The sequence below is a fragment of the Pseudomonas sp. LH21 genome (assembly GCF_036549575.1).
Taxonomy (GTDB): domain Bacteria; phylum Pseudomonadota; class Gammaproteobacteria; order Pseudomonadales; family Pseudomonadaceae; genus Aquipseudomonas; species Aquipseudomonas peradeniyensis.
In genome coordinates, this window is sequence record NZ_CP144367.1 from 2077501 (window position 1) to 2101362 (window position 23862).

The window sequence follows — 23862 nt, forward strand, 5'->3', positions numbered from 1 at the left end:
AAGCGCGCTTGACTGCGAGACACACACGTCGAGCAGGTACGAAAGTAGGTCTTAGTGATCCGGTGGTTCTGTATGGAAGGGCCATCGCTCAACGGATAAAAGGTACTCCGGGGATAACAGGCTGATACCGCCCAAGAGTTCATATCGACGGCGGTGTTTGGCACCTCGATGTCGGCTCATCACATCCTGGGGCTGAAGCCGGTCCCAAGGGTATGGCTGTTCGCCATTTAAAGTGGTACGCGAGCTGGGTTTAGAACGTCGTGAGACAGTTCGGTCCCTATCTGCCGTGGACGTTTGAGATTTGAGAGGGGCTGCTCCTAGTACGAGAGGACCGGAGTGGACGAACCTCTGGTGTTCCGGTTGTCACGCCAGTGGCATTGCCGGGTAGCTATGTTCGGAAGAGATAACCGCTGAAAGCATCTAAGCGGGAAACTTGCCTCAAGATGAGATCTCACTGGAGCCTTGAGCTCCCTGAAGGGCCGTCGAAGACTACGACGTTGATAGGTTGGGTGTGTAAGCGCTGTGAGGCGTTGAGCTAACCAATACTAATTGCCCGTGAGGCTTGACCATATAACACCCAAGCAATTTGCAAAGCGCAGATTGCGGTGGTGAAGACGAAAGAACCGAAAGTTCGCAACATCACAAATCGCATATCCGAATTCGCTGGAGTATCCATCTGGATCTTCTGGCAACAGAATTTCTTGACGACCATAGAGCATTGGAACCACCTGATCCCATCCCGAACTCAGCAGTGAAACGATGCATCGCCGATGGTAGTGTGGGGTTTCCCCATGTGAGAGTAGGTCATCGTCAAGATTCATTTCGCAAAACCCCTATCTGCGCGAGCAGGTAGGGGTTTTGTCTTTTCCGCGTTCCAAAAGCCAACGCCGCCTTTACTGTGGAATACACAACGTGGGAGCGGGCTTGCCCCGCGATTAGGCCAGCCCAGGCAACATCACCGCCTGATCCGGCCTCATCCGGGCGGTGCGGCGTTCCGACAAGCCCGCTCCCACGGTATTCTGTTATTGCAGGGGATCGCGTCGTGTCTTTCACCCCCGCGCCAACTCGGCCAGATGCGCCTTGGCCTCTTCGCTCTTGAGCACCAGTACATCGCTTTCCAGCGAGTCCAGCACCACCTCCGCGGTATTGCCGATCAATGCCCCGGAGATCCCGGTCCGCGCCACGGTACCGACAATGGTCACCACGGCATCGAGCTTCTTCTCGGTATAGGGAATCAGCACATCTGCCGGCCCTTCGGCGATATGCAGGCGGTCATCGGTGATATCGAACTCCGCCTGGAACGCCAGGCATGCCTCGCGATAGCGTTTCTCGATGGTCTCGGTGAGCTGGTAGACCGGGTCCGCGGCCGACAGCATGGGCGAGGGATGGGCACTGATCACGTGCAGTTCGCCCTTGGCCAGGCTGGCGATGTCATAGCCATGGTCGATGATGCTGGCATGCAGCAGGCGATGGGCCTCGTCCTGGTTTCCGACATCCACGGCCGCCAGGATCTTGCCACCTGTCCATGGTCGCTCGCTCTTGACCATCAGCACCGCGCACGGGCATTCGCGCAGCAGTTTCCAGTCGCTGGGAGTGAGCAGTGCCTTGCGCAGCGGATTGTCCGGCCGATGTTCCTTGATCACCAATTCGCAGCCTTCGGCCTGCTGCACATGGATGATCGACTTGTGCAGGTTGTCCTTCCAGTGCTGCTCGTGGGTGACACTGTCGTAACCGTCGTCGTGCAACTGGCTGCTGAGCAAGCTGAGCAGCGCGTCATGATCCTGCTTCTTGTCGCACATCAGCAGGTGCAGGCGCGCGCCGGTCACCCCGGCGATCAGCTTGGCCCGAGTCAGGGCACGGCTGTGGGCGTGCTCGGGGTCGAGGACGACAAGGATGCTGCGTACGGCTTGCATGGGCGTGAACTCCCTTCAGAATGGCGGCCAATGCCTGACTATAGACGGCGCTGCTGCCGCTGCCGCTTGATATGTATCAAGCATAGTCACTGGCACTCGGCACGGTCGCCGGTATAATCGCCGGTCCTGCCGATGTCCTGTGTGATTGTGAGTGCCATGTCCCTGATTCCCGAAATCGACGCCTTCCTCGGTTGCCGTACCCCTGATGCCTGGATCGAGGCGGCGCTGGCCGACCAGGAGACCCTGCTGATCGATCACAAGAACTGCGAGTTCAAGGCGGCCAGCACCGCGCTGAGCCTGATCGCCAAGTACAACACCCACCTCGACCTGATCAACATGATGTCGCGTCTGGCCCGCGAGGAACTGGTGCACCACGAGCAGGTGCTGCGCCTGATGAAGCGCCGCGGCGTGCCGCTGCGTCCGGTCTCGGCCGGGCGCTATGCCTCGGGCCTGCGCCGGCTGGTGCGCGCCCATGAGCCGGTCAAGCTGGTGGATACCCTGGTGGTGGGGGCTTTCATCGAAGCGCGCAGCTGCGAGCGCTTCGCCGCCCTGGTGCCGCACCTGGACGAAGAGCTCGGCACCTTCTACCACGGCCTGCTCAAGAGCGAGGCTCGGCACTACCAGGGCTACCTGAAGCTGGCTCACCAGTACGGTGACGAAGCGGATATCGCCCGGGTGGTGGAGCAGGTGCGCGAGGCGGAGGCCGGGCTGATCACCTCACCCGACCAGGAGCTGCGCTTCCACAGCGGGATTCCGATGGCACAAGCGGCCTGAGCTATTGCCGGCGACCGAGCAGCAACCCGACCACAAGGCCAAAGCCTGCCGAGATCGCCACTGTCTGCCAGGGGTGGCCACCGATGTACTCCTGGGTCGCCTCGACTGCGGGCTGCGCCTTGCGGCCCAGCCGGCCGGTGGCGTCTCGGGCCTGCCGCAGTTTCAGGCCGAGCTGCGCGCGCAGGCCTTCTGCTTCCTCTCCCACCAGCGACGCGCTGTCGCTGAGCAGTTTCTCGGACTCTTCGATCAAGGCCTGCAGCTCACTGAACACCTGATCCTTGATCTGGTCGTTGTCGGCTTGCGTGGCGGTTTTCCTGGCCATGTACACATCCTCGTGAAGGGTTGGGCGTTGAACAGTGGATGCCACGGCGCCGGGAAAGTTGCAGCGGCGTACCGATGGCGCGTCGCTACAGTGTAAGATAGCGCCCATTTTACAGCGGCAGGTAATACCCCCATGAGTTTCAATCTGGCCAACATGAGCTTCCAGGAACGGGCGCAGATCGAGGCAGAGAAGGCCCGTTTGTTCGAGTACTGGCAGAACAACCTGGCCAAGGCCAAGGGCGAGGCCGCGCGGCTGATCGCGGAGAAGCCGCGGCGCAAGGGCAAGTGGGCCGAATGGGTGCGCGCCGAGCTCGACGGCATGTCGCCGGTGGAATTCAACCAGCTGGTACGCAGTGAAGTGAACAAGATGATGGCCGCCGCCAGCGCCAACCGCTGAGGCAGGCGGACACTTCCGGTACGGCGGCGCGCACCATTCGGCGTTCTTCAGACAGGAGTCCCCAAGATGCCAAGATCCATCGTTGCCGCCCTGCAGATCGGTTCGCTGCCTGCGGGCAAGGCCGCCACCCTGGAACAGATCCTCGGCTACGAGCAGGCCATCCGCGAGGCCGGCGCCAGCCTGGTGGTGATGCCCGAGGCGTTGCTCGGCGGCTACCCGAAAGGCGAGGGCTTCGGTACCCAGCTCGGCTATCGCCTGCACGAAGGGCGTGAAGCCTTCGCCCGCTATTTTGCCAACGCCATCGATGTACCGGGTGCCGAAACCGAGGCGCTGGCCGGACTGTCGGCGCGCACCGGGGCGAGCCTGGTGCTCGGCGTGATCGAGCGCAGCGGCAACACCCTGTACTGCACCGTGCTGTTTTTCGAGCCTGAGGGCGGCCTGGTGGCCAAGCACCGCAAGCTGATGCCCACCGGCACCGAGCGGTTGATCTGGGGCAAGGGCGACGGCTCCACGCTGCCGGTGGTGGAGGGCCATGCCGGGCGCATCGGTGCGGCGGTGTGCTGGGAGAACTACATGCCGCTGCTGCGCACCGCCATGTACGCCAAGGGCGTGCAACTGTGGTGCGCGCCGACGGTGGACGAGCGCGAGCTGTGGCAGGTCAGCATGCGCCATATCGCCGCCGAAGGACGCTGTTTTGTCATCAGCGCCTGCCAGGTGCAGGATTCACCGGCGGCGCTGGGCCTTGAGGTGGCCAACTGGCCGGCCGAGCGGCCGTTGATCAATGGCGGCAGCGTGATCGTCGGCCCCCTCGGCGAGGTGCTGGCCGGGCCGCTGGTGGGCGAGCGCGGGCTGCTCTGCGCCGAGGTCGATACCGACGAGCTGGTGCGTGCGCGCTACGACTTCGATGTGGTCGGCCACTATGCGCGGCCGGATGTGTTCGAGCTCAGCGTGGACGAGCGTCCGCGTCCCGGCGTGCGCTTTGTCGGCTCCACCCGTGCTGGCGAGTGATCGTTCGTTTACCTGAGAACAGGTTTACCAGCCGGCACTGGTGGCGGCGGGCAGGTCGAGTTTGCCTTTGTCAGTAAAGCGCACGGTGCCCAGCGGGCCGCTCGCCAGTTTGCCACGCAGCACATAGGGCAGACCCTGCAGGGATTCGACCCGGCTCAGGCCATAGGCCTGGCGCAGGAAGGCGAAGGCGGTGATGCTCACCGGCACCACGATCACCGCCTCGTCGTAACGACCGATATGTCCGCGTTGGTCGCTCACGCCGGCGGCCAGGGGCTGGTCATTGACTTCCAGGTTGAGGGCGATGCCGTTGAAATCCACCGGGGTTTCGTTGGGGTTCTGCACGCGGATCTTCACCGCCATGCGCAGCTCCAGGTCCTGGCCGGGCAGGGGATCGATGCCGATCACGCTGATATTCAGCGGGTCACGGCCCTGGAACAGGGCGCAGGCACTCAGGCCAAGGGTCAGCAGCAGGATCAGGCAGGCGCGGGCATACATGGTGATAGAGGCTCGGGACACGGGCGAGTCCTCAGTGTGGCAAATGCATGGCGCCGCAATCAAGGAATGTGCGGTTCCTGTGGGAGCGGGCTTGCCTGCGACGGACCGCAGACCGGCCCGATTCAAGCGAATGTACTGCGCAGATCCTCCATGAACGCCTGCTGCGCTTCACCGGGCTCCTGCCCACGGTGCCGCGCCAAGGTGAACGGCACCACGAAATCCAGTGTCGGGTCCAGTGCCCGCAACAGTCCCTGGGCTTCCCAGGGCGCGGCGCAGTGGCGGGGCAGGTAGCCAATATGCCGTCCCGACAGGATCAACGTCAGCGCGCTGTCGATCTGTTCCGCCACCGCCAGACTGCGCCTGCTCTGGAAGGGTTCGCCCTGCTTGAGAAAGCGGTAGGGATGGCAGACCTGGTCGGCCTCCAGCAATTGCTCGCGACTGATCCGGGCCTGGTCGAACAGTTCATGCCCCTGGCCACAGTAGAGTCGCTGGCGTTCCTCGAACAATGGCAGGTAATCGAATGCCGCCTGGTTGCCGGAGAAGTAGCTGATGGCGCAGTCCAGGCGCTGCTCCAGCAACAGCCGCTCGAGTTCGGCGGGTGGTGCGCAGGTCACCTCCAGGCGCACCTGCTCGTCACGTTGGCGAAACCGGGCGATGGCCCGGGCCAGTCGCAAGGTGACCTCGCGGTCCTGGTTCTCGGCCAGGCCAATGCGCAGCCTGCCGAGCAGGCGTCCGGCCACGCCGTTGGCCTGCTGGCGGAACTGCTCGATCTGCAGCAGCAGGCCGCGGGTCGCCTGGAGCAGCAGCTGGCCTTTCTCGGTCAGCCGGAAACCGCCCTTGCCACGGCTGCACAGGCGATAGCCCAGGCGGGTCTCGAGCCTGGCCATCTGCTGGCTGATGCTGGGCTGGCTGAGCCCCAGCACGCCCTGGGCGGCGCTGAAGCCGCCGGCCTCGACTACAGTGACGAACAGCCGCAGCAGGTGCAGGTCGGGGTCGTGCAGTTGTCCGAGCATCACATTGGTCCTGATGAATGTCAGCTTTGAATAGTTGCCATTTTTACAATGTAACCCGGCAGGCATGCTGGCGGCATCCACCCCCACGCCGAGGTGCCCGCCATGCGTCGAACGTTGTGCCTGCTTTCATTGTTGATCGCCCTGCCGCTGCAGGCCGAGGAGAAGGTCGTCAACCTGTACAGCTGGGCCGACTATGTCGCCCCGCAAACCCTGGCGCGGTTCGAGCAGGAGACCGGTTACAAGGTCCGCTACGACACCTTCGACACCACCGAGGTGCTGGAGACCAAGCTGCTGACCGGCGGCAGTGGCTACGACGTGGTGGTGCCGTCGGCCACGGTACTGGCCCGGGCGCTCAAGGCCGGCGCCTTGCAGCCGCTCGATGCCCAGGCGCTGCCCGGCTACGCCAACCTCGACCCGGACCTGCTGGCCAAGCTGGCCGAGGCCGACCCCGGCAACCGCCATGCCGTGCCGTACACCTGGGGCACGCTGGGGCTGGGGGTGAATGTCGAGGCCGTGCGCCAGCGCCTCGGTGACGTGCCACTGGACAGCCTCGACCTGCTGTTCAAGCCCGAGTACGCCAGCCGCCTGAAGGACTGCGGAATCGCCATGCCGGACTCGCCCCAGGAGGTGATCGGCCTGACCCTCAACTACCTGGGCAAGGACCCGTACAGCCAGAGCAAGGCCGATCTGGACGCTGCCCAGGCGTTGTTGCAGCAGTTGCAGCCCTCGATCAGCTACGTGGCCAACGGTCGCCAGATCAACGACCTGGCCAACGGCAGCGTGTGCCTGGCGCTGACCTACAACGGCGACGCGGCCATGGCCGCCGACCAGGCCCGCCGCGCCGGCAAGCCGTTCGAGCTGATCTACCGCATCCCCCGCGAGGGCACGCTGGTCTGGCAGGACAACCTGGTGATTCCCAAGGACGCGCCGCATCCCGAGGCGGCCCGCGCCTTCATCGCCTTCATGCTGCGCCCCGAATCGGTGGCGGCACTGACCAACACGCTGTTCTTCGCCAACGCCAACCAGGCCGCCACGCCGCTGGTGGACGCGGCGATCCGCAACGACCCGGACATCTACCCGTCGGCCGAGGTGCGCCAGCGCCTGTTCGCCGACCGCAGCATGGCGTTGTCCGACCTGCGCCAGCGCAACCGCCTGTGGACCGCCTTCCGCAGCCGCCAGTGAACAACAACGACAGGAGACAGACCGTGGATCTCGCCCAGGACAACGACCAGGCCATGACCCGTGACAGCCTCTACGGCACCGCCGCCGAGAGCACCTATGCCGGTATCACCAGTTTTTCCCGGCGCCGCTACAGCCGCGACCTGCGCGGTGTTGATGTGGTGGTCAGCGGCGTGCCGTTCGACACCGCCACCAGCAACCGCCCCGGTGCGCGCTTCGGCCCGAGGGCGATTCGCGCCGCCTCGGTGCAGCAGGCCTGGGCCCGGCACTGGCCCTGGACGTTCGACCCGTTCGACCACCTGGCGGTGATCGACTACGGCGACTGCGCCTTCGACAGCGGCACGCCAGCGTCGGTGCCGGACAGCATCGAGGCGTACGCCGAGCGCATCCTCGAGGCCGGCTGCGCCATGCTCACCCTGGGTGGCGACCACTTCATCAGCTACCCGCTGCTCAAGGCTCATGCCAGCCGGCATGGCCCGCTGGCGCTGGTCCACTTCGACGCCCACAGCGACACCTGGCCGGACGAGGAGGGCAAGCGCATCGACCACGGCACCATGTTCTGGCACGCGGCGCGTGAAGGCCTGGTGGATCCGGCGCACTCGGTGCAGATCGGCCTGCGCACCACCAATGACGATAGCCAGGGATTCGCCATCCTCGATGCCCGCCAGGTGCATCGCCAGGGCACCGAGGCGATCATCGCGGCGATCCGCCAGCGGGTGGGGGACAGGCCGGTGTACCTGACTTTCGACATCGACTGCCTGGACCCGGCCTTCGCGCCCGGTACCGGCACGCCGGTATGCGGGGGGCTGAGCACGGTGCAGGCGCTGGAGATCCTCGGCGGCTTGCGCGGGATCAACCTGGTGGGCATGGACCTGGTGGAGGTGGCGCCGGCCTATGACCATGCCGATATCACCGCGTTGGCCGGGGCGACGCTGGCGATGGAGATGCTGTGCCTGTATGCGGCGCGGCACAAGGTGGATAAAGCCGGCTGACACCGGGGCTGCATGGCCGCCCCAGGGGGCCATACTGAAACATCAGGACCCATATTCATCCTTTTGCGTCGAACCCTGCGCGCTTTAGGCTATCCAACCCTGGAGCGCGCCTTTTCGTACCGGAGGTGAAGCATGAACCCCACCCTGCCAATCCTGGGCCTCGGCCTGTTGCTGGCCATGCCGCTCCAGGCTGCGCCCCTGCCGGCGCCGTTGCTTGCCGCCAACGACAGCAACAATCCGTACAACAGCCCGATCATGCGTGCCAACCCCAACAGCCGCCAGGGCAGCATGCCCGCCACGCCGCCGGTGCGCGGCCCGTCCACGCAACCCAACCCGCGCCCGCCGACCCTCGACAACCGGGGTATCGGCAATGGCGACAACCTGCGCCGCGAGCAGCAGACCCCGAACCTGGAACCCACCCGGCCACCACGCGATTCACTGCGCGTGCCGTGAGCCCCCTCGAAGGAATCGAGCATGACGCCACGTATCTGGTTGACCACCCTGGCCGCCGCCGGCCTGTTTCCGCTGTTGGCCCAGGCGGCCGCCGAGCAGCAATTTCCCAGTGAAGAGGGGCAACTGACCGTCAGTACCGTCGCCGACGGTCTGCGCAACCCCTGGGCCCTGGCCTTCCTGCCGGGTGGCAAGGACATGCTGGTGAGCGAACGCCCCGGCAATCTGCGCATCGTCAGCGCCGAGGGCAAGGTCGGCCCGCCATTGTCCGGCGTGCCCAAGGTGTGGGCCGAAGGCCAGGGTGGCCTGCTCGACGTGGTGCTGTCGCCGGACTTCGCCAAGGACCGAACGGTCTATCTGTCATTCGCCGAGGAAGGCCCCGACGGCAAGGCGGGAACTGCGGTCGGCCGTGGCCAGCTGTCCCAGGACCGGGCCCGTCTGGAGCACTTCACGGTGATTTTCCGCCAGCAGCCCAAGCTCTCCGAAGGCAATCATTTCGGTTCGCGGTTGGTGTTCGACCGCGACGGTTACCTGTTCATCGCCCTGGGCGAGAACAACCAGCGGCCCACTGCCCAGGACCTGGACAAGCTGCAGGGCAAGATCGTGCGCATCCTGCCCGATGGCGAGGTACCCAAGGACAACCCCTTCGTCGGCCGCGACAATGTGCGTCCGGAAATCTGGTCGTTCGGCCACCGCAACCAGCAGGGCGCGGCGTTGAACCCCTGGACCGGCCAGCTGTGGACCCACGAGCACGGCCCCCGTGGCGGCGACGAGATCAACATTCCGCGGCCCGGCAAGAACTACGGTTGGCCGGTCGCCACCCATGGCATCAATTACTCGATGCTGCCGATCCCGGAAGCCAAGGGCAAGCAGGTCCAGGGCATGGTCGACCCGCATCATGTGTGGGAGAAGTCGCCAGGTATCAGCGGCATGGCGTTCTACGACAGCCCGACGTTCAAGGCGTGGGACCACAACCTGTTCATTGGCGCGCTGGCGACCCAGGAGTTGATTCGTTTGCAGCTCGATGGTGACAAGATCGTGCATGAAGAGCGCTTGTTGGGCGATCTCAAGGCGCGTATCCGTGACGTGCGGGTGGGGCCGGATGGCTATGTGTATGTGCTGACCGATGCCAAGGATGGGGCATTGCTGAAGGTGGGGTTGACGGGCGGTTGATGCCTGAGGGGGCCTATCGCGGGGCAAGCCCGCTCCCACGCACGATAGGGGCGAAAGTGTCGTACCATGGCTGGCATGACGCCCGAATCCCTCTATCTCCAAGCTCTCAACGAACGCGGTTTCTTCCCCGACCCGGCCCAGGCGGCCGTCGTCACCGCATTGCAGGCCTGTTTCGACGCCCTGGGCCAGGATAAACCGACCCAGGGCCTGTACCTCTGGGGCCCGGTCGGCCGCGGCAAGACCTGGTTGATGGACCTGTTCCACCGTTCATTAAAGCTTTCGGCACGGCGCCAGCACTTCCACCACTTCATGGCCTGGGTCCACCAGCGCCTGTTCCAGCTCAACGGCACCGCCGACCCGCTCAAGGCCCTGGCCCGCGAGTTGGCCGGCGAGATCCGCGTGCTGTGTTTCGACGAGCTGTTCGTCAGCGATATCGGTGATGCGATCATCCTCGGCCGGTTGTTCCAAGTGCTGTTCGACCAGGGCGTGGTAATCGTCGCCACCTCCAACCAGCCCCCCGACCAGCTGTACCGCGACGGCTTCAACCGCGAGCGCTTCCTGCCGGCCATTGCCGCCATCGAGCAGCATATGCGCGTGCTGTCGGTAGCCGGAGAGCAGGACCATCGCCTGCATCCGGGGGCTCGGCTGCAGCGCTACTGGGTGGCACCTGCGGGCGGTGGCGGGGCGCTGGCGGCGGTGTTCGACCAGTTGAGCCCGGATGACCTCGGTAGCACGCAGGCCGTTCAGATTGGTTCGCGCCATGTCCAGGTGGTGCGCCACAGCGGACGGGCGCTCTGGTGCCGATTTGCCGATCTGTGCGAGCAGCCCCTGGCCGCCATGGACTTCATGGCGCTGTGCGACCGTTACCCGGCCATTCTGCTCAGTGATGTGCCGGCCCTGGGCGGCGTGCAGCAGGCCGGGCGTATCGCCCGTGGGACTGAAGATGGTGCGGCCCGCGTCGAGGCCGGAGACCGCGAACTGCCGACCCTGGCGCCCAAGGATGACAGCGTGCGGCGCTTCATCGCGCTGGTCGACGAGTGCTACGACCGTCGTGTGGCGTTGTACCTGGAGGCCGAGGTTCCGCTGGAAGCGCTCTACACTCAAGGGTATCTGGCGTTCCCGTACCAACGAACCCTGAGCCGGCTACGGGAGATGCAACTGCAACGCTTCGCCTGAAGGAGTCGACCATGGAGCCGCTGTCGCATCATCTGCTGACCCAAGCCTACAACAATGGCTGGGCCAACCACCGCCTGTACAAGGCTTGCCTGCAACTGACCCAGGACGAGTTCGTCGCCCCCCGCTGCAGCTTCTTCCCCTCGATCAAGGCCACCCTCAACCACCTGTTGACGGTGGACTGGTTCTACCTGGACGCGCTGGAGTGCGAGCAGCGTGGTGAAGCGCCCGATCCTGACGGCGAGCGCTTCTTCGTGCCTGAGCAACCTTTTGCCACGTGCACCGACCTGCACGCCCAGCAGGCTCAGGCCGATCAGCGACTGATCGCCTATTGCCGGCAGTTGCGTGATGACCAGCTCGGACGCTATGTCAGCATCGCGCGGCCAGAGCGGATGCAGCATGAGCCGCGCCTGCGCTTGTTGTCGCACCTGTTCGAACACCAGATCCATCACCGTGGCCAGGTACATGCGATGCTCAGTGACACGTCGATCAGGCCTCCGCAGTTGGATGAATTCTTCTGCGAGGAGGAGGCCTCGCTGCGCGCCGAGGACTTTGCCGCCCTGGGCTGGAGCGAGGCGCAGATCTGGGCGCAGCGCTGAACGCGGCTCAAGGCGTTTCGCTGTCGGCCAGGTCGTGGGCGGCCTGAACCAGCTGTTCCAGCTGGTGATGCACCATGGCGCGGTCCATCTGGACCAGGGGCTGGCGGTTCCACAGCACGTGCATGTCCGTGAGCGGATCGACCCCGAGCATGGGTTTGCACAGGTCCTGGCAAAACAGGTTCTGCTGGCCCCAGCCCACGCCATCGGTGGCGGGTAGTTCGATGAACATCAGCAACTGGTCGGCAGGGTGCTCGGTCACGTTGCACACATGGGTGCCTACCCGCAGGCTGATCACGGGCTCGAAGGCCACAGGGGGCTCCAGTTTCAAGGCCGCGTACAGCTGGGTCAGTGCATAGTCATAGTTCGTGCCTGGCATGGCGAATTCTCGTTGGAGGGGGCCGCCACGGTAACGACCGCGTCGCCTGCTCGACTATCGGAGGCTGTCGTCATTTTTTAGCTGTCGGCGCTCTCCCGCTTTCTGCTGTGCGCCAAGCTCGGCGAACTTCCTACAAGCGATGGCGAAATGCCTCTGTCCATGCGAGGACAATCCCTGCGTTCAAGCGTGGGAGGGCATCGTAGCCTATGGCCATGACTACACCGGTTGAGCTTCGACGTGGTGTGTAAAGGGGCCTACGGGAAGTGAGCCTGGTGCGAGAGGGATTTCTCCAGTTGAGGACTGGTGTGTGCAAGGGCGGCAGTTGGATGTTGTCGGGGCGGGTTTTGCGTCCCAGGGTCAGGAAGGCTTCTACGCGATCATGGCAGGCGAGCTGGCCGTGCGCGAAAAAGACAACGTCATCGATCTACAGGCCGGCGAACTGCTGTTCGTCAAACGTGGCACCTACCTGGTGGCGACCCGATGGCAGGCGTGCCAGGTGCTGTGGCTGCCGCTGGACGTGAATTTCGTGCAGGCGTTCATGCAGCGTCACGGCCAGGAACTGAGCCATCTCGAGCGCTGCGGCGAACCCGGCGTGAATACCCTGCGACTTCATCCCTGCACCTTGGCGCAGGAATGCGTGACCCGTCTGGCGGCGCTCGAAGGCGAGGGGACGTCGTCGATGCTGGCGATGCTGCGCCTGGAGGAGCTGCTGTTGCTGCTGGTGTTTGGGGCGCAAGGTCGGACGCTGCTGGCGGCCCTGCGCCAACAGGGCAATCGCCATGTCGATCGGCTGCACGCCTTCATGGAGCAGCATTACCTGCGCGATTGGCGCCTGGACCAGTACGCCGAGGCTTTCGGGCTGGGCCTGACGGCGTTCAAGAGCCTGTTCTGCTCCTTCTACAACTGCTCGCCACGGGCCTGGATCACCGAGCGCAGGATCGTCCATGCGCATCACCTGCTGCTGAACACGCGTATGAGCATTGTCGATATCGCCATGGAAAGCGGCTTTTCCAGCCAGTCGTATTTCAGCCAGAGCTATCGCCGGCGTTTCGGCTGTACGCCCAGTGACGCCCGTCGCTAGACATCCCCCTGAGTTCGCATGGACAAGACCTGCATGAACAGACTTGCAACGCAGTTGGCCCGTCGCCTGGGCATGGCGCCCTGGCTGGCCGATGACGCTGGCGGCTACCACCTGTGCATCGATGGCCATGGCCTGCGGCTTGAACCGCGAGGCGCACAGCTCATGGCGCGCAGTTCGCTATCGTCAGTGGTTGGGCAAGGTGCCGGTCTCGATCAGCAGGTCCTGCGGCGCCTGTTGGGCATGCTCACGGCGTGGGCCGCGCATTGCCCGCAGCGGCTGGCGCTGACGCCTGAGGGAGAGCTGATGCTCGAAGCTTGGGTAGATACTTCGTCGGGCGATGTGGACACCCTAGAACATGTGCTTGGGGTGCAGGTCGCCCTGCTGAATCATCTGTGTGCGCAACGTTTCGGTCCAGCACCTGTGATTGCCCGGGGAGCAAGCGTATGGCTGCCCTGAGATCGCTTGCCACCGGTTTGGCAGCCCTGCTGGCCAGTCTTGTCGCCCAGGGCGAGCCGCTGGACTGGTCGGAAGAACCGTTCCACTACATCGCCCAGGGCGAGAGCCTGCGTGACGTGCTGACCAACTTTGCCGCCAGCTATCAGGGTTCGGTGGTGGTCAGCGACAAGGTCAGGGACCAGGTCAGCGCCACCTTCGAGCAGCCGGACCCGCAGGCGTTTCTCGAACAGGTCGCGGTGCTCTACAACCTGGCCTGGTACTACGACGGCGCGGTGCTGCACGTCGACAAGTCGAGCGAAGTGCAGACCCGGCTGATCCACCTGGACAAGGTGCGCGAGCCGCAACTGCGCGCCGCGCTCCAGGAGGGTGGTGGCTGGACCTCACGCTTTGCCTGGCGTGCCGCGGCAGGTGGGCGGCTGGTTTATGCCTCGGGGCCACCGCGTTACCTGGATCGGATCGAGCAGACCGTCAAGGCCCTGGAGCAGCAGGCCAGCCTGCAGGATGAACTGGGTGGCAGCCTGAGCGTCGAGGTGATCCCGCTCCGGCATGCGGTGGCCGTGGACCGCGAGATCGACTATCGCGACCAGAAGGTGGCGGTACCTGGCGTGGCCACGCTCCTTTCCCGGTTGCTGGCCGATGCCAATGTGGTGGCGGTCGACGGCCAGTCCGTGGCAGAGGGCGCGCCCGTGCGTGCCGGCCGGGCCGTGGTCCAGGCCGAACCGTCGCTCAATGCCATCATCGTGCGTGATCACGCCGAGCGCCTGCCCATGTACCGACGCCTGGTCATGGCGCTGGACCGGCCGGCGGCGCGGATCGAAGTAGCTCTGACGATCCTCGATATCAACGCCGAACACCTGGATGAGCTTGGCGTGGAATGGCAGTTCGGAATCGGCAAGCATCAACTGATGGACATCCGTACCCAAGCGGGATTGGCGCAAACCACGTTGTCCGGCAGTTTGGTCGATAGTCGCGGCTTGAACCGGCTACTGGCCAAGGTGACCCTGATGCAGGGCCAAGGCCATGCCCAGGTGGTGTCGCGACCGACCTTGCTGACCCAGGAAAACACCCTGGCGGTGATCGATCATAGCGAAACCTACTATGTGCGGGTGATGGGCGAGCGGGTGGCCGAGCTCAAGGCCATTACCTACGGCACCTTGCTGAAGATGACGCCGCGCCTGATCCGCAGCACGGATCGACCGGAAATCAGTCTGAGCCTGCATATCGAGGACGGCAGCCAGAAGCCCAACAGCACTGGGCCCGATGGCATTCCCACTATCAGCCGCACGGTCATCGACACGCTGGCCCGGGTCGATGTTGGACAAAGCCTGATGATCGGCGGCATCCATCGCGACGAGACCAGCGAAAGCATCCGCAAGGTCCCGTTGCTGGGTGACATTCCCTTCCTGGGCGCCTTGTTCCGCTATCAGTCGAGCAACACCCGGCGTTCGGTGCGGCTGTTCCTGATCGAGCCGAGGCTGATCGATCCCGGGCTTGGCGAGCGTGCCTGACATGGCCTGGAAACTGCGGGTCTACAGCGGTTTGAATGCCGGCGCCGAGGTGTCCCTGATGCCTGGGCGGGTGGTCATCGGCACCGATCCGGCCCAGGCCGACCTGGTCCTGGCGGATACGGGCATTGCCGCCATTCACCTGGTGCTGATGGTAGAACCCGATGGCATACGCCTGCTGGAGTGGGGTTCGAGCGAAGCACCCACCCAGGATGGACGGGAGGTGGCAGCGCAGGCCGAACTCCAGGCATTGGCGACTCAATGTTGCGGTCCGCTGCAGTGGGCCTTCTGCAATCAAGACGACATGTTCGCCGAGTGGCCTCCCGCGCAGCGTCCTCGGCCAGGCTTGCGCCACGGCTGGTTCATGGTGCCGGGTGCCGGGTTGCTTTTGCTGCTCGTGCTGCTCACGCGATTGTTGATTGCCGACGCTGAGGCACAGGACACGCCAACGGCAGTGTTAGAGCCCGTCGAGCAACCGACCCAGCCCCAGGAGCAAGCCCGGACGCGGCTGGCGCAACTGCTGCGCGAATGGCGCCTGGAGGACACCTTGAGCGTGACCGACCAGGGACACACTCTGGTGCTGCACGGGGCGTTGCGCGAGCGCCAGCTTCAGGACTACCAGAGCCTGCAGCGACAGTACCGCGAGGCATTCGGCGACCACCCATCGTTACGGTTGATCGACGAGGGCAGGGCACCTGCGCCCGCGAAACTCGATTTCCCTATTCGAGGCGTCTCGCTGGGGCGGTTGCCCTACGTGACGCTGAGCGATAACCGCCGTTACCCAGTGGGCGCCCTGATGCCCTCCGGCATTCGCATCCTGGCGATCGATGGGCAGGCAATCACGCTGAGCAAGGGCGGTCGTGACTACGTGATCAACCTGAAGGAGAGACCGGCAGATGATGGATGAACTCATGTGGGAGGTGCGTGATCCGCGTAAGCAGGCGCGAATGTTCTCGGTGCTGGAGCACGCACGGCAGGCCTGTGCCAGGCAGTTGTCGGAGCCGCTGCCACCTTCCGAGTTCCAGGTATTGCACCAACAACTGGCAGCCCTTGTAGCCGCCTTGAAAATACTCGAGAAACTAGAGGAACACTGAAATGACGAACATCAGCAGCGGCTTCTACGACGGCACCAGCAACACCATGGACATGGTCCACGAGGGCATGGTCAAGCAGGCGCAACAGGCCAACAAGGCGGTGCTCGACGCCCTGCAGAAGCTCAACGAGAAAAGTGACGATCCCGCGTTGCTGGCGGACATGCGGCATCGCTCGAATATCTGGTCGAACGTTTTCCAGGTCGACGCGACGCTGGGCCAGACCTTCAAGAACACCATCAGCAGCATTTTGCAGAAGTTCTGAGCATGAACCATTCCGTGAACAATCTGCTGGCTCGCCTTGGCTTGCTGGGTGTCGAGCATCGCCATCATGAAGAGGCGCTGGCCATTGCGCACTGGCTTGCCCGGGAAGCGGCGACGATGGAGGCTGCCTGTGCGATACGCATTGCCAGCCTGATGGGGCAGGGACGGTGCGAGGAGGCGTTGGCAGAGGGCAACCAGGCGCCCTGGCCGTCCATTGAACCGTGGTTGGCGCTGTGTGAGCGTCAGTTGGGTTACATGGCCGCGCTGGAGCGACGGCTCGACCGCATGATACAGAGCCAGGACGCCGATCTGGTCAGGTTCGCCGAGGGCATGCGGGCCCAGGTGGTGGCATGAGTCCGCTGACCTCGATGCTGGTGTCCGGCACGCAAGACGCACTGACCCCGTTGCCCGCCCACGCCGACCAAAACGCCGCCCAATTCCAGGCAAGCCTGGTTGAACATCAGCACCGCGAGCAGGCGTCCTTGGCGCTGACGCAACAAATGAACCTGCAGGTACTCGCCATGGCGATGGACCTGCTGAATGACTCCTTCACGGTAGAGGGCCAAGCATGAGTGGCATTGCCGAGATATCCCTGATGGTCACCGATCTGCAATCCCTGTCGGCACCGGCTGTCGATGCCCGGCAGGTGGCCGAGTTCGAGCAGGCGTTGTCCGGTGCTGCCGATAGCCCTGGGGACGGACTGTTGCATCAGGTCGGTTTGCTCAAACAGCAGCATGCCGAGGCCAGGCAGGGCGCGCAGGCCAACCTGGTGTCTGGCACGGGCGATCCCGTGGCGCTGATGGAGGCCCATTGGGCGCTGATCCGCAGCAACCTGCAGGTGGAGTTGATCGCCAAGGGTGTGGGGCGCACCACGCAGAACATCGAAACCCTCATGAAAGCCCAGTAGGTGCCCTGTGAAAAGATCATGGCAGTGCATGCTGCTTCTGGTGGTGCTGGCGCTGGGCGGGTGCAGGGTCGAGCTTTACCTCGGCCTCGGCCAGCGCGAAGCCAACGAAATGCTCGCGGTGCTGGACACCGAGGGCATCGCTGCGGTGAAGGCCCAGGACAAGGACGGCAAGGTGAAGATCCTGATCGACGAAGCCGATATCGGCCATGCGGTGGCGGCGCTCAAGCGCCAGGGCTACCCGCGGGAGATGTTCTCCACGGTCAATGACGTGTTCCCCCGGGACAGCCTGATCTCCTCGCCGTTGGAGGAACAGGCGCGGCTGACCTATGTGAAGTCCCAGGAGCTGTCGCGGACCCTGTCGGAGATCGATGGCGTGCTGGTGGCGCGGGTGCATGTGGTGTTGCCGGAACCCCGTGACGGCCTGCGTCCGCAAGCCGGTGCGGCGTCGGCGTCGATCTTCATCAAGCACGCGGCGGATGCGGCGCTGGACCTTTACATCGGGCAGATGAAGCAGCTGTTGAGCAACAGTATCGAAGGCCTGGACTACGAGCGGATCAGTGTGGTGCTGGTGCCATCGAACCAGGCGCGTCAACCGCTGGCGGGCCTGCGCCATGTCACGCTGTTTTCGGTGCAGGTTCTGGAAGGCTCGCGCTGGCGCCTTGTGGCGCTGCTGGGCGTGCTGCTCGGGGTGCTGGTGCTGAGCAACCTGGCGCAGTACCTGTGGTGGCGTCAGCGAGCATGACCGAGTTTCAGTTTCGCTACTGCCCGGCGCACTACCTGCACTTGACCCATTGTCCCGAAGTGCTGGATCAGATGGCTCAGGCCTTGCCGTACTGGCGGGAGAGTCGCGAGGTCAACGGCTGGCTGATGTCGGTGCTGGAGCTGTGCGAGTCGTTCGACTTGCCAGAACGACTCGGTAGGCTGGCCCTGTTTTCACAGCCGGCGTTGGAGCGGGTGTTGGCAAGCTTGGGTGGCCTGCTGCATGGCCAGGCCATCCGCCAAGTACTCGACCGGTCAGGTCAGGCGCGGTTGCGGGCGGCACTCGACCCACAGGGCCTGCGCTATTGCCTGGAAACGTGGCGTCTCGTCATCGGCACTTGGCCTGTGGGCTGGCAACAGGCGCTGCCAGCCGATGACCTGGACGCGTACCTGCCCGGATGTGGCCTGGCGTTCTGGTTGCAGGCATGCGGCGAGGTCGATTCGGGGTTCGCTCGGCGTCTGAACCTGCGCCTGCCCGGCGTGACCTTGGTGCCGACTTGGCCGATGGACGATGAACTACGCGACCTGGCCCGCACCCTTTGCCTGAAAGTCGCCCGAGACAGGAGCCCGGAATGTTGCCATTTATTGAATTGAATGAGGCCCGGCCCATGATCGACCCGAGCCTCAACGTAGTGCGCAGCGCTGACTATCAGCAGTACCTCGATGCCAGCGTACTGACCGAAAATGCCCGTCAGCGTGCCCGGGACATCGATGCCCGGGCCGATGCGGTGCTCGAGGAGCATCAGCGGCTAGGGCGGGAGATCGGGTTGGAAATGGCCGCCGTCGAACAGGCGGCGTTGCTGCATGGAGCACGCGTGCGCTGCGAAGCGTTCTATCGCCAGGCCGACCGGCAGATGAGCGAGGTGGTGCGCCAGGCCGTGTGCAAGGTGCTGGGGGAATATCCTGATATCGAGCTGACATTGGCCGCGACCCGTCAGGCGCTGGCGCAGGTTCAGCCACGGGAAGCGTTGTTGCTGCACGTAAGGCCCGATCAGTTGCCTGAGGTTCGCCAGCGTTTGGATGAAGTGCTCGCACTGTATCCCGAGGTCGGGCCGGTCGAGGTATGCGCCGATGCCAGGCTTGCGCGAGGCGGCTGCCGCCTGGAGACCGCAGGCTGTGTGATCGATGCCAGTATCGAAGGGCAGTTGGCTGCGTTGCAGCGGGCGCTGACGCAACGGCACCTTGATGATGAGGCTGAAACACCATGAATGAAGCCGTGCTGGCCGCAGCCAAGCGGGCGATCCGCGATGATCAGGAGCGCGATGCGTTGCTCCAGGTGTTCTGGACACAGCTTCGTCAGCCTGCAGGAAATCCGGCGAGAGGTGGCGCAGATACCTTACTTGTGCGCCGACCATTGCCGCAGCGGGGAATTCTGGTCTAGCGCTCCCGTCTCCATTGTCCTGGACCTGTGGGAGCGGGTTTACCCGCGAACACCAGCGAAGCTGGTGCCAACCACCGCGGCAATTGCTTCGCGGGTAAACCCGCTCCCACAGGGACCTTGGTTTGCCTGTGGTTTACGTTATCTATGCCATCTCCTCCTGCGCCTGCAACCAGCGAATCACCTCGGCGACGGGCTGAATCAAGTCGCCTGGAATGTACTGCTCCACCAAGCTATCCGCGAACAGCGCCCGGGCCAGGGGAATACGTTCGAGCACCGGTATCCCTTCTTCCTCGGCGATGCGCCGGACCAGCAGGGCTTGCTCGTCGGTGTACTTGAGGGTAACCAGCGGCAGCGGCGTTACCCCGGCCCTGTAGCGCAGCCCCACGGCGATATGGGTCGGGTTGGCGACAATGACCGAGGAGCGCCTGACATCCGCGCGCAGTGTGCCACTCTGCATTTCGCGATGGCGCTTGCGGCGCTCGCGTTTGAGCTCGGGGGCGCCCTCCATTTCCTTGTGTTCACGCTTGACCTCTTCCTTGCTCATGCGCAATTGCTTGAGATGCTGCCAGCGCTCCAGGCCATAGTCGGCCGCCGAGATCGCCAGGAAGCCCACGGCGCAGACCCCGATCAGCTGGCCCATCAGGCTGCCCAGCAACGGCAGGACGCATTCGATGCCGCATGACGACACCCGCAGCAGCGTGCGCAGGTGGTCGCTGAGCAGGCCAAGCACCAGCGCGCCGAGCAGCAGCACCTTGAGCGACGACTTGAGGAAATCGAGCAGGTTCCTGACCGAGAAGATCCGCTTCACGCCCTCCAGCGGGCTGACTTTCTTAAGGTCCGGTGCCAGCGACTGGCCGCTGAACACGAAGCCGGTCTGCAGCAGGTTGCCGGCGATGGCGGCGAGTACCGCCGTCAGCAGGAACGGCAGGGTGAGCCATAGCAACTCATGCAGCAGTTGCTCCAGCATCAGCTCCAGCGCCTGGCGAAAAGGCAGGTGGATCAAGGGCGCGGGCAGCAGCATCAGCTCACCAAGATGCCCGAGAAAGTAGTCGGGAAAAGCCATGGGCAAAGCAACCAGGCTCAGGATCAGCACCGTGGAGACCAGTTCCTTGCTCCTGGCCACCTGACCGTTGTGGCGCGCATCGCGCAATTTCGCTCGTGTGGGCTGTTCGGTTTTTTCGGTGCTCATGGTTGCTCCAGCAACGGACCGAGCAGACGTACCTTGGCCAGCGCGATGAACACCTGATCCTCGGCCAATGTCATCAGCAGGAACAGGTACGGTACCAACAGCGCGCTGCAGACCAGGCTCTTGATCGGCATGGAGAGGATGAACACGTTCAGCGACGGCGCGAAGCGGCTGACCAGGGCCAGGCCGAATTCGGCGAGGAACATGGCGATCAGCAACGGTGCGGCGAACAGTGCGCACAGGGTCAGCAGGTAGTCGCACTGGGCGAGGAAGAAGGTGTTCCATTGGCTGCCGATGTGCGGGTAGAAGCTTGCCAGCGGCCAGCTGGCATAACTGCCCAGCAGCGCCCCCAGCAGCCCCAGGAAGGCGCCGCCGGTAAAAAACAGGGTAACCAGGGTCTGCGCCAACAAGGCACCAGTGGGGCTGGTCTGGCTGCCCAGCAGCGGGTTGAGGGTGGACGCCAGGGTGGCGCCGCGCTGGTTGTCGATGAGAAAACCGCAGGCCTCCAGGGCCCAGAACGGGATGACCACCACGAAGCCCAGCAGCAGGCCGAGCAGCACTTCCTTGCCGATCAGCAGGCCCAACTGCAACCCGTCCAGTTCGGCGGGCAGGGTGTCGGCCACGCAGGGGTAGATGAACAGTGCCAGCGAACAAGCCACGCCATTGCGCACCAGCGCGCCGCCCAGCACCTGCTTGCCGAGGATCGGCAGCAGGACAAAGCAGCCGAACAACCGGGGCAGGATCAGGCTGAAGCCCAGCAGCATCTGTTCAAGCGCCTGGACCGTCATCGCACCGAGGGAATCCGGTTGAGCACCAGGTCGGTGTAGCGGTACAACTCGCCGCCCATCCAGTCGGCGGTGACGAACAGGGTGACGACCACCGCCACCAACTTGGCGACAAAGCCGAGGGTCTGCTCCTGCACCTGGGTCAACGCCTGCACCAGGGAAACCAGGGTACCGACCAGCGCGGCCATCAGCACCGTCGGCAGGGACAGGACCAGCACCAGCCACAGCGACTGGCTGGCGAAGTGCAGGACTTCGGTACTGCCCATGTCAGCCTCCGTAGCTCAGCACCAGGCCATGGGAGAGTCGCCCCCAGCCATCGAGCAGGACGAACAGCAGCAGTTTGAAGGGCAGCGAAATGGTCACGGGCGAGACCATCATCATGCCCATGGCCAGGAGGATGTTGGAGATGATCAGGTCGATGGCGATGAAGGGCAGGTAGATCAAGAAGCCGATCTCGAAGGCCCGGCTCAGCTCGCTGATGGTGAACGCCGGCAGCAGCACCAGCAGGCTGTTGCCATCGACCCGTTCGGCGTACCGGCTGGGCCATAGCTGGCGGGCGCTATCGAGGAAGAAGGCGCGCTCGCGCTCGTTGACCTGACCATCAAGGAAGCTGCGAAACGGCGTCATGCCTTCGTCGAGGAAGCGTTCGACCGAGCGGGCGTCGGCGAGGGTGGTCTGATGGGCGCTCAGGTAGTCGTAGGTGGCCATGCCTACCGGGGCCATGACGTGGATACTGAGGATGATCGCCAGGCCATACAGGGCCATGTTCGGCGGGATCTGCTGGACGCCCAGGGCATTGCGCAGCAACGAGAAGACCACGGCCATCTTCAGGAACGAGGTGGCCATGACCGCGATGAAGGGCACCAGCGACAGCAGCGCCAGGCCGAGGATCAGGCTCAGTTCGTCCGGCAGCTGGATCATGTCGGTTGCTGTTCCAGCAGGCGGTCGACGCGCACCCCGAGGCGGCCGTCGATCTGTACCAGCAGGCCGGTGCCGATGCAGCACTGGTTGGCGAGGATGCGCACTTGGGCATCCAGTGGGCTGTGCAGCTCGATCAGCGCTCCAGGTTGCAGGGCCGACAGCGTGTGCAGGTCGAGGGTCTGGCGCCCGACTTCGAAGCTGACCGGGATGGGCAGTTGCTCCAGCGCTTCCAGCGTGGTGTCGGTCACAGGGGGGGTATCGTGCATGCGGACTAGCTCCAGGTGTGTGTCGTCGAGTTGCAGTTCGGCCCAGGGGTGCCCCTCGAGTACGCCCAGCAGTCGCGGGGAGCTTGGCGTACCGGCAGGCAGCAGCAGGATGTCGCCCGTGCCCAGGTCGCGCAGGTCGTGCAACGTCACTTCGAGGGGGCGCCACTGCAGCGAGAGGTTGAGCTGGATGTTCAGGCGTTCGCGCAGTGGACGCCGTGGCAAGGCCGCCAACAGGTGCTCGCTGTCGCCTTGTACCCAGCAGGGCAGCAGGCCTTGCGCGTTTCTCAGCGTCACCTGCAGACCGGGTGTGCGGTCGATGGCGTCTGCCGGTTCGATGCCCAGGCATTGCAGGCCGGGTAGGCGAGGTGTGTCCCGTTGCAGCACCGCCAACTGCAGTGCGCTGGGCAGGCTGGCAAAGTCGGCGGCCTGCAACTGCGGTGCGAGCCATTGCGCCAGCTGTTGCCGACGACACAGCAGACGAGCCTGCACGCCATGCCAATCGATCAGCACGGCCAGATCCAGGTCATCGCCGGGAACGCTGACGCTCAGCGAGACCTGCCCTTGATCGTCGGCATAATGGGGTTGGTGATGGCTCAGTAACTGCTGCAAGCGCAGCTCCTGAGCGTGGGCGGCAGGCAAGTTCGGTGTACTCATGGTTCAGGCCAGCCTTCGTCCTCTACATGGCGCTTGTTGCGCGAGCCTTGCTGGCTGTCGCCATTTGCGCCGAAGCCGAGGCTGACCGCCTGTGCGGGATCGAGTCGTTGCAGGCGTTCAAGCAGGTCCGTGCCGGCCACCTGCAATTGCCGCAGGGTGGCAGGCGCAGCCTGGATCTCTACCTGCAGACCAGCGCTCGCAGGGTTCATGCGTACTTCGACATGGCCCAGCTGAGGTAACTGCACCTGCAACAGGGCCTGTTCGCGGGTGCCAGTCCTGCGGGCGAACAGTTGCAATTGCAGGCGCTCCACAAGCGTCTGCAGATCCTGGACGGGGGTAACGACAGTTGATGGCAGGACCCTGTCGATCAGGGGGCGCTCGCTCGATGGGGCAGGGGGCGCAAGGATTGGGTCGGTATCACCGGGTAGCAGGCGATCCGGCACGTTGTCGGTACTGTCGTGGACGGATTGAGGGTCTGCCTCGGCACGACTTGCCTCGGTCAACGAGATTGGCTTGACTACATCAGGTATCGCTGGCACTGGCTCCGGAAGGGAGGGCTCGATGACGTCCTCGATCAGCGCAGGTCGTTCTGCTGCGCAGGCGGGCGGGCACTTTGCGATCAAGGCAGCCATGTTCAGGACTAGCGGTGTGATAGGGCGTTCAGGCCTGGCTTGGTCCCGGGCAGGTCGATGGCCAGTATCCTGTGGTGCCCTGCACTTGAGCCGTGGAACTTCCAGCAGGTG

At 64.3% G+C, this 23862-nt stretch carries 33 protein-coding genes and 2 rRNA genes (1 of these 35 only partly in view); 24 read left to right on the top strand and 11 right to left on the bottom strand.

All coding sequences use genetic code 11. From position 1 onward, the window contains the following. Both VUG52_RS09550 and rrf read left to right on the top strand, forming a co-directional pair. A 23S ribosomal RNA gene (locus tag VUG52_RS09550) occupies positions 1-570 on the top strand (it extends 2323 nt beyond the left edge of the window). A gap of 130 nt (positions 571-700) precedes the next feature. Next, positions 701-816: ribosomal RNA gene (rrf, locus tag VUG52_RS09555) — 5S ribosomal RNA — on the top strand. Positions 817-1049: 233 nt separating this feature from the next. Here rrf and VUG52_RS09560 read toward each other — a convergent pair. Further along, positions 1050-1913, bottom strand: coding sequence for a universal stress protein (locus VUG52_RS09560; protein WP_050704888.1), 864 nt, complete (start codon positions 1911-1913; stop codon positions 1050-1052). A 156-nt stretch (positions 1914-2069) separates the two neighbouring features. Between VUG52_RS09560 and VUG52_RS09565 the strand changes: the two genes are divergently transcribed. Then, positions 2070-2687: a tRNA-(ms[2]io[6]A)-hydroxylase gene (locus tag VUG52_RS09565; protein ID WP_050704889.1), complete on the top strand. Its 618-nt coding sequence runs from the start codon at positions 2070-2072 to the stop codon at positions 2685-2687. Position 2688: 1 nt separating this feature from the next. Here the strand turns inward: VUG52_RS09565 and VUG52_RS09570 are convergent, their stop codons facing one another. Continuing rightward, positions 2689-3009 (bottom strand): DUF883 family protein, encoded by a 321-nt coding sequence (locus VUG52_RS09570; RefSeq protein ID WP_050704890.1) that lies wholly within the window; start codon positions 3007-3009, stop codon positions 2689-2691. A 132-nt stretch (positions 3010-3141) separates the two neighbouring features. Here VUG52_RS09570 and VUG52_RS09575 point away from each other — a divergent pair, with 132 nt between their 5' ends. Further along, on the top strand, positions 3142-3405 hold the full coding sequence (locus VUG52_RS09575) for a hypothetical protein (protein ID WP_028692589.1): 264 nt from the start codon (positions 3142-3144) through the stop codon (positions 3403-3405). A gap of 66 nt (positions 3406-3471) precedes the next feature. Beyond that, complete coding sequence (locus tag VUG52_RS09580; protein WP_331832785.1) at positions 3472-4413, top strand: carbon-nitrogen hydrolase family protein; 942 nt, start codon at positions 3472-3474, stop codon at positions 4411-4413. 24 nt (positions 4414-4437) lie between these two features. On the opposite strand, the gene VUG52_RS09585 is transcribed toward VUG52_RS09580, so the two are convergent. Then, the gene (locus tag VUG52_RS09585) at positions 4438-4908 is read right to left on the bottom strand and encodes an LEA type 2 family protein (protein ID WP_262952232.1); all 471 of its coding nucleotides are present in this window, start codon (positions 4906-4908) and stop codon (positions 4438-4440) included. Between the two features lie 122 nt (positions 4909-5030). Continuing rightward, positions 5031-5921, bottom strand: coding sequence for a LysR family transcriptional regulator (locus tag VUG52_RS09590; RefSeq protein WP_050704894.1), 891 nt, complete (start codon positions 5919-5921; stop codon positions 5031-5033). 102 nt (positions 5922-6023) lie between these two features. On the opposite strand from VUG52_RS09590, the gene VUG52_RS09595 reads away from it, so the two are divergent. The 6 genes from VUG52_RS09595 to VUG52_RS09620 all read left to right on the top strand — a co-directional run bounded on the left by VUG52_RS09595 (position 6024) and on the right by VUG52_RS09620 (position 11487). Beyond that, positions 6024-7103, top strand: coding sequence for an extracellular solute-binding protein (locus VUG52_RS09595; protein ID WP_050704895.1), 1080 nt, complete (start codon positions 6024-6026; stop codon positions 7101-7103). A 23-nt stretch (positions 7104-7126) separates the two neighbouring features. Further along, a complete protein-coding gene (gene speB, locus VUG52_RS09600) occupies positions 7127-8092 on the top strand; it encodes an agmatinase (protein WP_262952227.1) in 966 nt (321 codons plus the stop codon). Positions 8093-8224: 132 nt separating this feature from the next. Further along, complete coding sequence (locus VUG52_RS09605; RefSeq protein ID WP_262952226.1) at positions 8225-8545, top strand: hypothetical protein; 321 nt, start codon at positions 8225-8227, stop codon at positions 8543-8545. A gap of 21 nt (positions 8546-8566) precedes the next feature. After that, on the top strand, positions 8567-9715 hold the full coding sequence (locus tag VUG52_RS09610; protein ID WP_262952225.1) for a PQQ-dependent sugar dehydrogenase: 1149 nt from the start codon (positions 8567-8569) through the stop codon (positions 9713-9715). A 75-nt stretch (positions 9716-9790) separates the two neighbouring features. After that, a complete protein-coding gene (zapE, locus tag VUG52_RS09615) occupies positions 9791-10891 on the top strand; it encodes a cell division protein ZapE (RefSeq protein ID WP_050704918.1) in 1101 nt (366 codons plus the stop codon). An 11-nt stretch (positions 10892-10902) separates the two neighbouring features. Next, complete coding sequence (locus tag VUG52_RS09620; protein WP_262952224.1) at positions 10903-11487, top strand: DinB family protein; 585 nt, start codon at positions 10903-10905, stop codon at positions 11485-11487. 7 nt (positions 11488-11494) lie between these two features. Here the strand turns inward: VUG52_RS09620 and VUG52_RS09625 are convergent, their stop codons facing one another. Further along, the gene (locus VUG52_RS09625; RefSeq protein ID WP_331832786.1) at positions 11495-11863 is read right to left on the bottom strand and encodes a CesT family type III secretion system chaperone; all 369 of its coding nucleotides are present in this window, start codon (positions 11861-11863) and stop codon (positions 11495-11497) included. A gap of 307 nt (positions 11864-12170) precedes the next feature. Between VUG52_RS09625 and VUG52_RS09630 the strand changes: the two genes are divergently transcribed. Genes VUG52_RS09630 through VUG52_RS09690 form a run of 13 tightly spaced genes read left to right on the top strand, consistent with a single transcriptional unit; the run spans position 12171 to position 19307 of the window. Beyond that, positions 12171-12944, top strand: a complete 774-nt coding sequence (locus VUG52_RS09630) for a helix-turn-helix transcriptional regulator (RefSeq protein WP_423812677.1) — start codon at positions 12171-12173, stop codon at positions 12942-12944. 33 nt (positions 12945-12977) lie between these two features. Continuing rightward, complete coding sequence (locus tag VUG52_RS09635) at positions 12978-13400, top strand: CesT family type III secretion system chaperone (RefSeq protein ID WP_262952222.1); 423 nt, start codon at positions 12978-12980, stop codon at positions 13398-13400. Continuing rightward, a complete protein-coding gene (sctC, locus tag VUG52_RS09640; RefSeq protein WP_276554614.1) occupies positions 13388-14908 on the top strand; it encodes a type III secretion system outer membrane ring subunit SctC in 1521 nt (506 codons plus the stop codon). The genes VUG52_RS09635 and sctC overlap by 13 nt, the downstream gene beginning before the upstream one ends. Before the next feature lies 1 nt (position 14909). Further along, the gene (locus VUG52_RS09645; RefSeq protein WP_276554613.1) at positions 14910-15812 is read left to right on the top strand and encodes an FHA domain-containing protein; all 903 of its coding nucleotides are present in this window, start codon (positions 14910-14912) and stop codon (positions 15810-15812) included. Further along, positions 15802-15999: an EscE/YscE/SsaE family type III secretion system needle protein co-chaperone gene (locus tag VUG52_RS09650; RefSeq protein WP_262952221.1), complete on the top strand. Its 198-nt coding sequence runs from the start codon at positions 15802-15804 to the stop codon at positions 15997-15999. Before VUG52_RS09645 ends, VUG52_RS09650 begins: the two co-directional genes overlap by 11 nt. A gap of 1 nt (position 16000) precedes the next feature. Next, positions 16001-16261, top strand: coding sequence for an EscF/YscF/HrpA family type III secretion system needle major subunit (locus tag VUG52_RS09655; RefSeq protein WP_050704906.1), 261 nt, complete (start codon positions 16001-16003; stop codon positions 16259-16261). A 2-nt stretch (positions 16262-16263) separates the two neighbouring features. Next, positions 16264-16614 (top strand): YscG family type III secretion system chaperone, encoded by a 351-nt coding sequence (locus VUG52_RS09660; RefSeq protein ID WP_262952220.1) that lies wholly within the window; start codon positions 16264-16266, stop codon positions 16612-16614. Continuing rightward, positions 16611-16832 (top strand): hypothetical protein, encoded by a 222-nt coding sequence (locus VUG52_RS09665; RefSeq protein WP_262952219.1) that lies wholly within the window; start codon positions 16611-16613, stop codon positions 16830-16832. Before VUG52_RS09660 ends, VUG52_RS09665 begins: the two co-directional genes overlap by 4 nt. Beyond that, complete coding sequence (gene sctI, locus VUG52_RS09670; RefSeq protein WP_276554612.1) at positions 16829-17167, top strand: type III secretion system inner rod subunit SctI; 339 nt, start codon at positions 16829-16831, stop codon at positions 17165-17167. The genes VUG52_RS09665 and sctI overlap by 4 nt, the downstream gene beginning before the upstream one ends. A gap of 28 nt (positions 17168-17195) precedes the next feature. Further along, on the top strand, positions 17196-17909 hold the full coding sequence (sctJ, locus tag VUG52_RS09675; RefSeq protein ID WP_262952218.1) for a type III secretion system inner membrane ring lipoprotein SctJ: 714 nt from the start codon (positions 17196-17198) through the stop codon (positions 17907-17909). After that, positions 17906-18520 carry a Yop proteins translocation protein K gene (locus tag VUG52_RS09680; RefSeq protein WP_262952217.1) on the top strand — a complete coding sequence of 205 codons (615 nt, stop codon included), beginning with the start codon at positions 17906-17908 and terminating at the stop codon, positions 18518-18520. The genes sctJ and VUG52_RS09680 overlap by 4 nt, the downstream gene beginning before the upstream one ends. Beyond that, complete coding sequence (locus VUG52_RS09685) at positions 18499-19134, top strand: HrpE/YscL family type III secretion apparatus protein (RefSeq protein WP_262952216.1); 636 nt, start codon at positions 18499-18501, stop codon at positions 19132-19134. The genes VUG52_RS09680 and VUG52_RS09685 overlap by 22 nt, the downstream gene beginning before the upstream one ends. After that, entirely contained in the window at positions 19131-19307 is a 177-nt protein-coding gene (locus tag VUG52_RS09690; protein ID WP_156329604.1) for a hypothetical protein, read from the top strand. Before VUG52_RS09685 ends, VUG52_RS09690 begins: the two co-directional genes overlap by 4 nt. A 142-nt stretch (positions 19308-19449) precedes the next feature. Here the strand turns inward: VUG52_RS09690 and sctU are convergent, their stop codons facing one another. From sctU to VUG52_RS09720, 6 genes are read right to left on the bottom strand one after another with little or no spacing between them, the layout of a single operon-like run. Continuing rightward, the gene (sctU, locus tag VUG52_RS09695) at positions 19450-20496 is read right to left on the bottom strand and encodes a type III secretion system export apparatus subunit SctU (RefSeq protein ID WP_262952215.1); all 1047 of its coding nucleotides are present in this window, start codon (positions 20494-20496) and stop codon (positions 19450-19452) included. After that, positions 20493-21281 carry a type III secretion system export apparatus subunit SctT gene (gene sctT, locus VUG52_RS09700; RefSeq protein ID WP_050704914.1) on the bottom strand — a complete coding sequence of 263 codons (789 nt, stop codon included), beginning with the start codon at positions 21279-21281 and terminating at the stop codon, positions 20493-20495. Before sctT ends, sctU begins: the two co-directional genes overlap by 4 nt. Further along, the gene (gene sctS, locus VUG52_RS09705; RefSeq protein WP_050704915.1) at positions 21278-21544 is read right to left on the bottom strand and encodes a type III secretion system export apparatus subunit SctS; all 267 of its coding nucleotides are present in this window, start codon (positions 21542-21544) and stop codon (positions 21278-21280) included. The genes sctT and sctS overlap by 4 nt, the downstream gene beginning before the upstream one ends. 1 nt (position 21545) lies before the next feature. Beyond that, entirely contained in the window at positions 21546-22199 is a 654-nt protein-coding gene (gene sctR, locus VUG52_RS09710; RefSeq protein WP_331832788.1) for a type III secretion system export apparatus subunit SctR, read from the bottom strand. Continuing rightward, the gene (gene sctQ, locus VUG52_RS09715) at positions 22196-23119 is read right to left on the bottom strand and encodes a type III secretion system cytoplasmic ring protein SctQ (protein WP_262952214.1); all 924 of its coding nucleotides are present in this window, start codon (positions 23117-23119) and stop codon (positions 22196-22198) included. Before sctQ ends, sctR begins: the two co-directional genes overlap by 4 nt. After that, positions 23116-23751 (bottom strand): type III secretion system needle length determinant, encoded by a 636-nt coding sequence (locus VUG52_RS09720; protein WP_262952213.1) that lies wholly within the window; start codon positions 23749-23751, stop codon positions 23116-23118. Before VUG52_RS09720 ends, sctQ begins: the two co-directional genes overlap by 4 nt. Between the last annotated feature and the right edge of the window lie 111 nt (positions 23752-23862).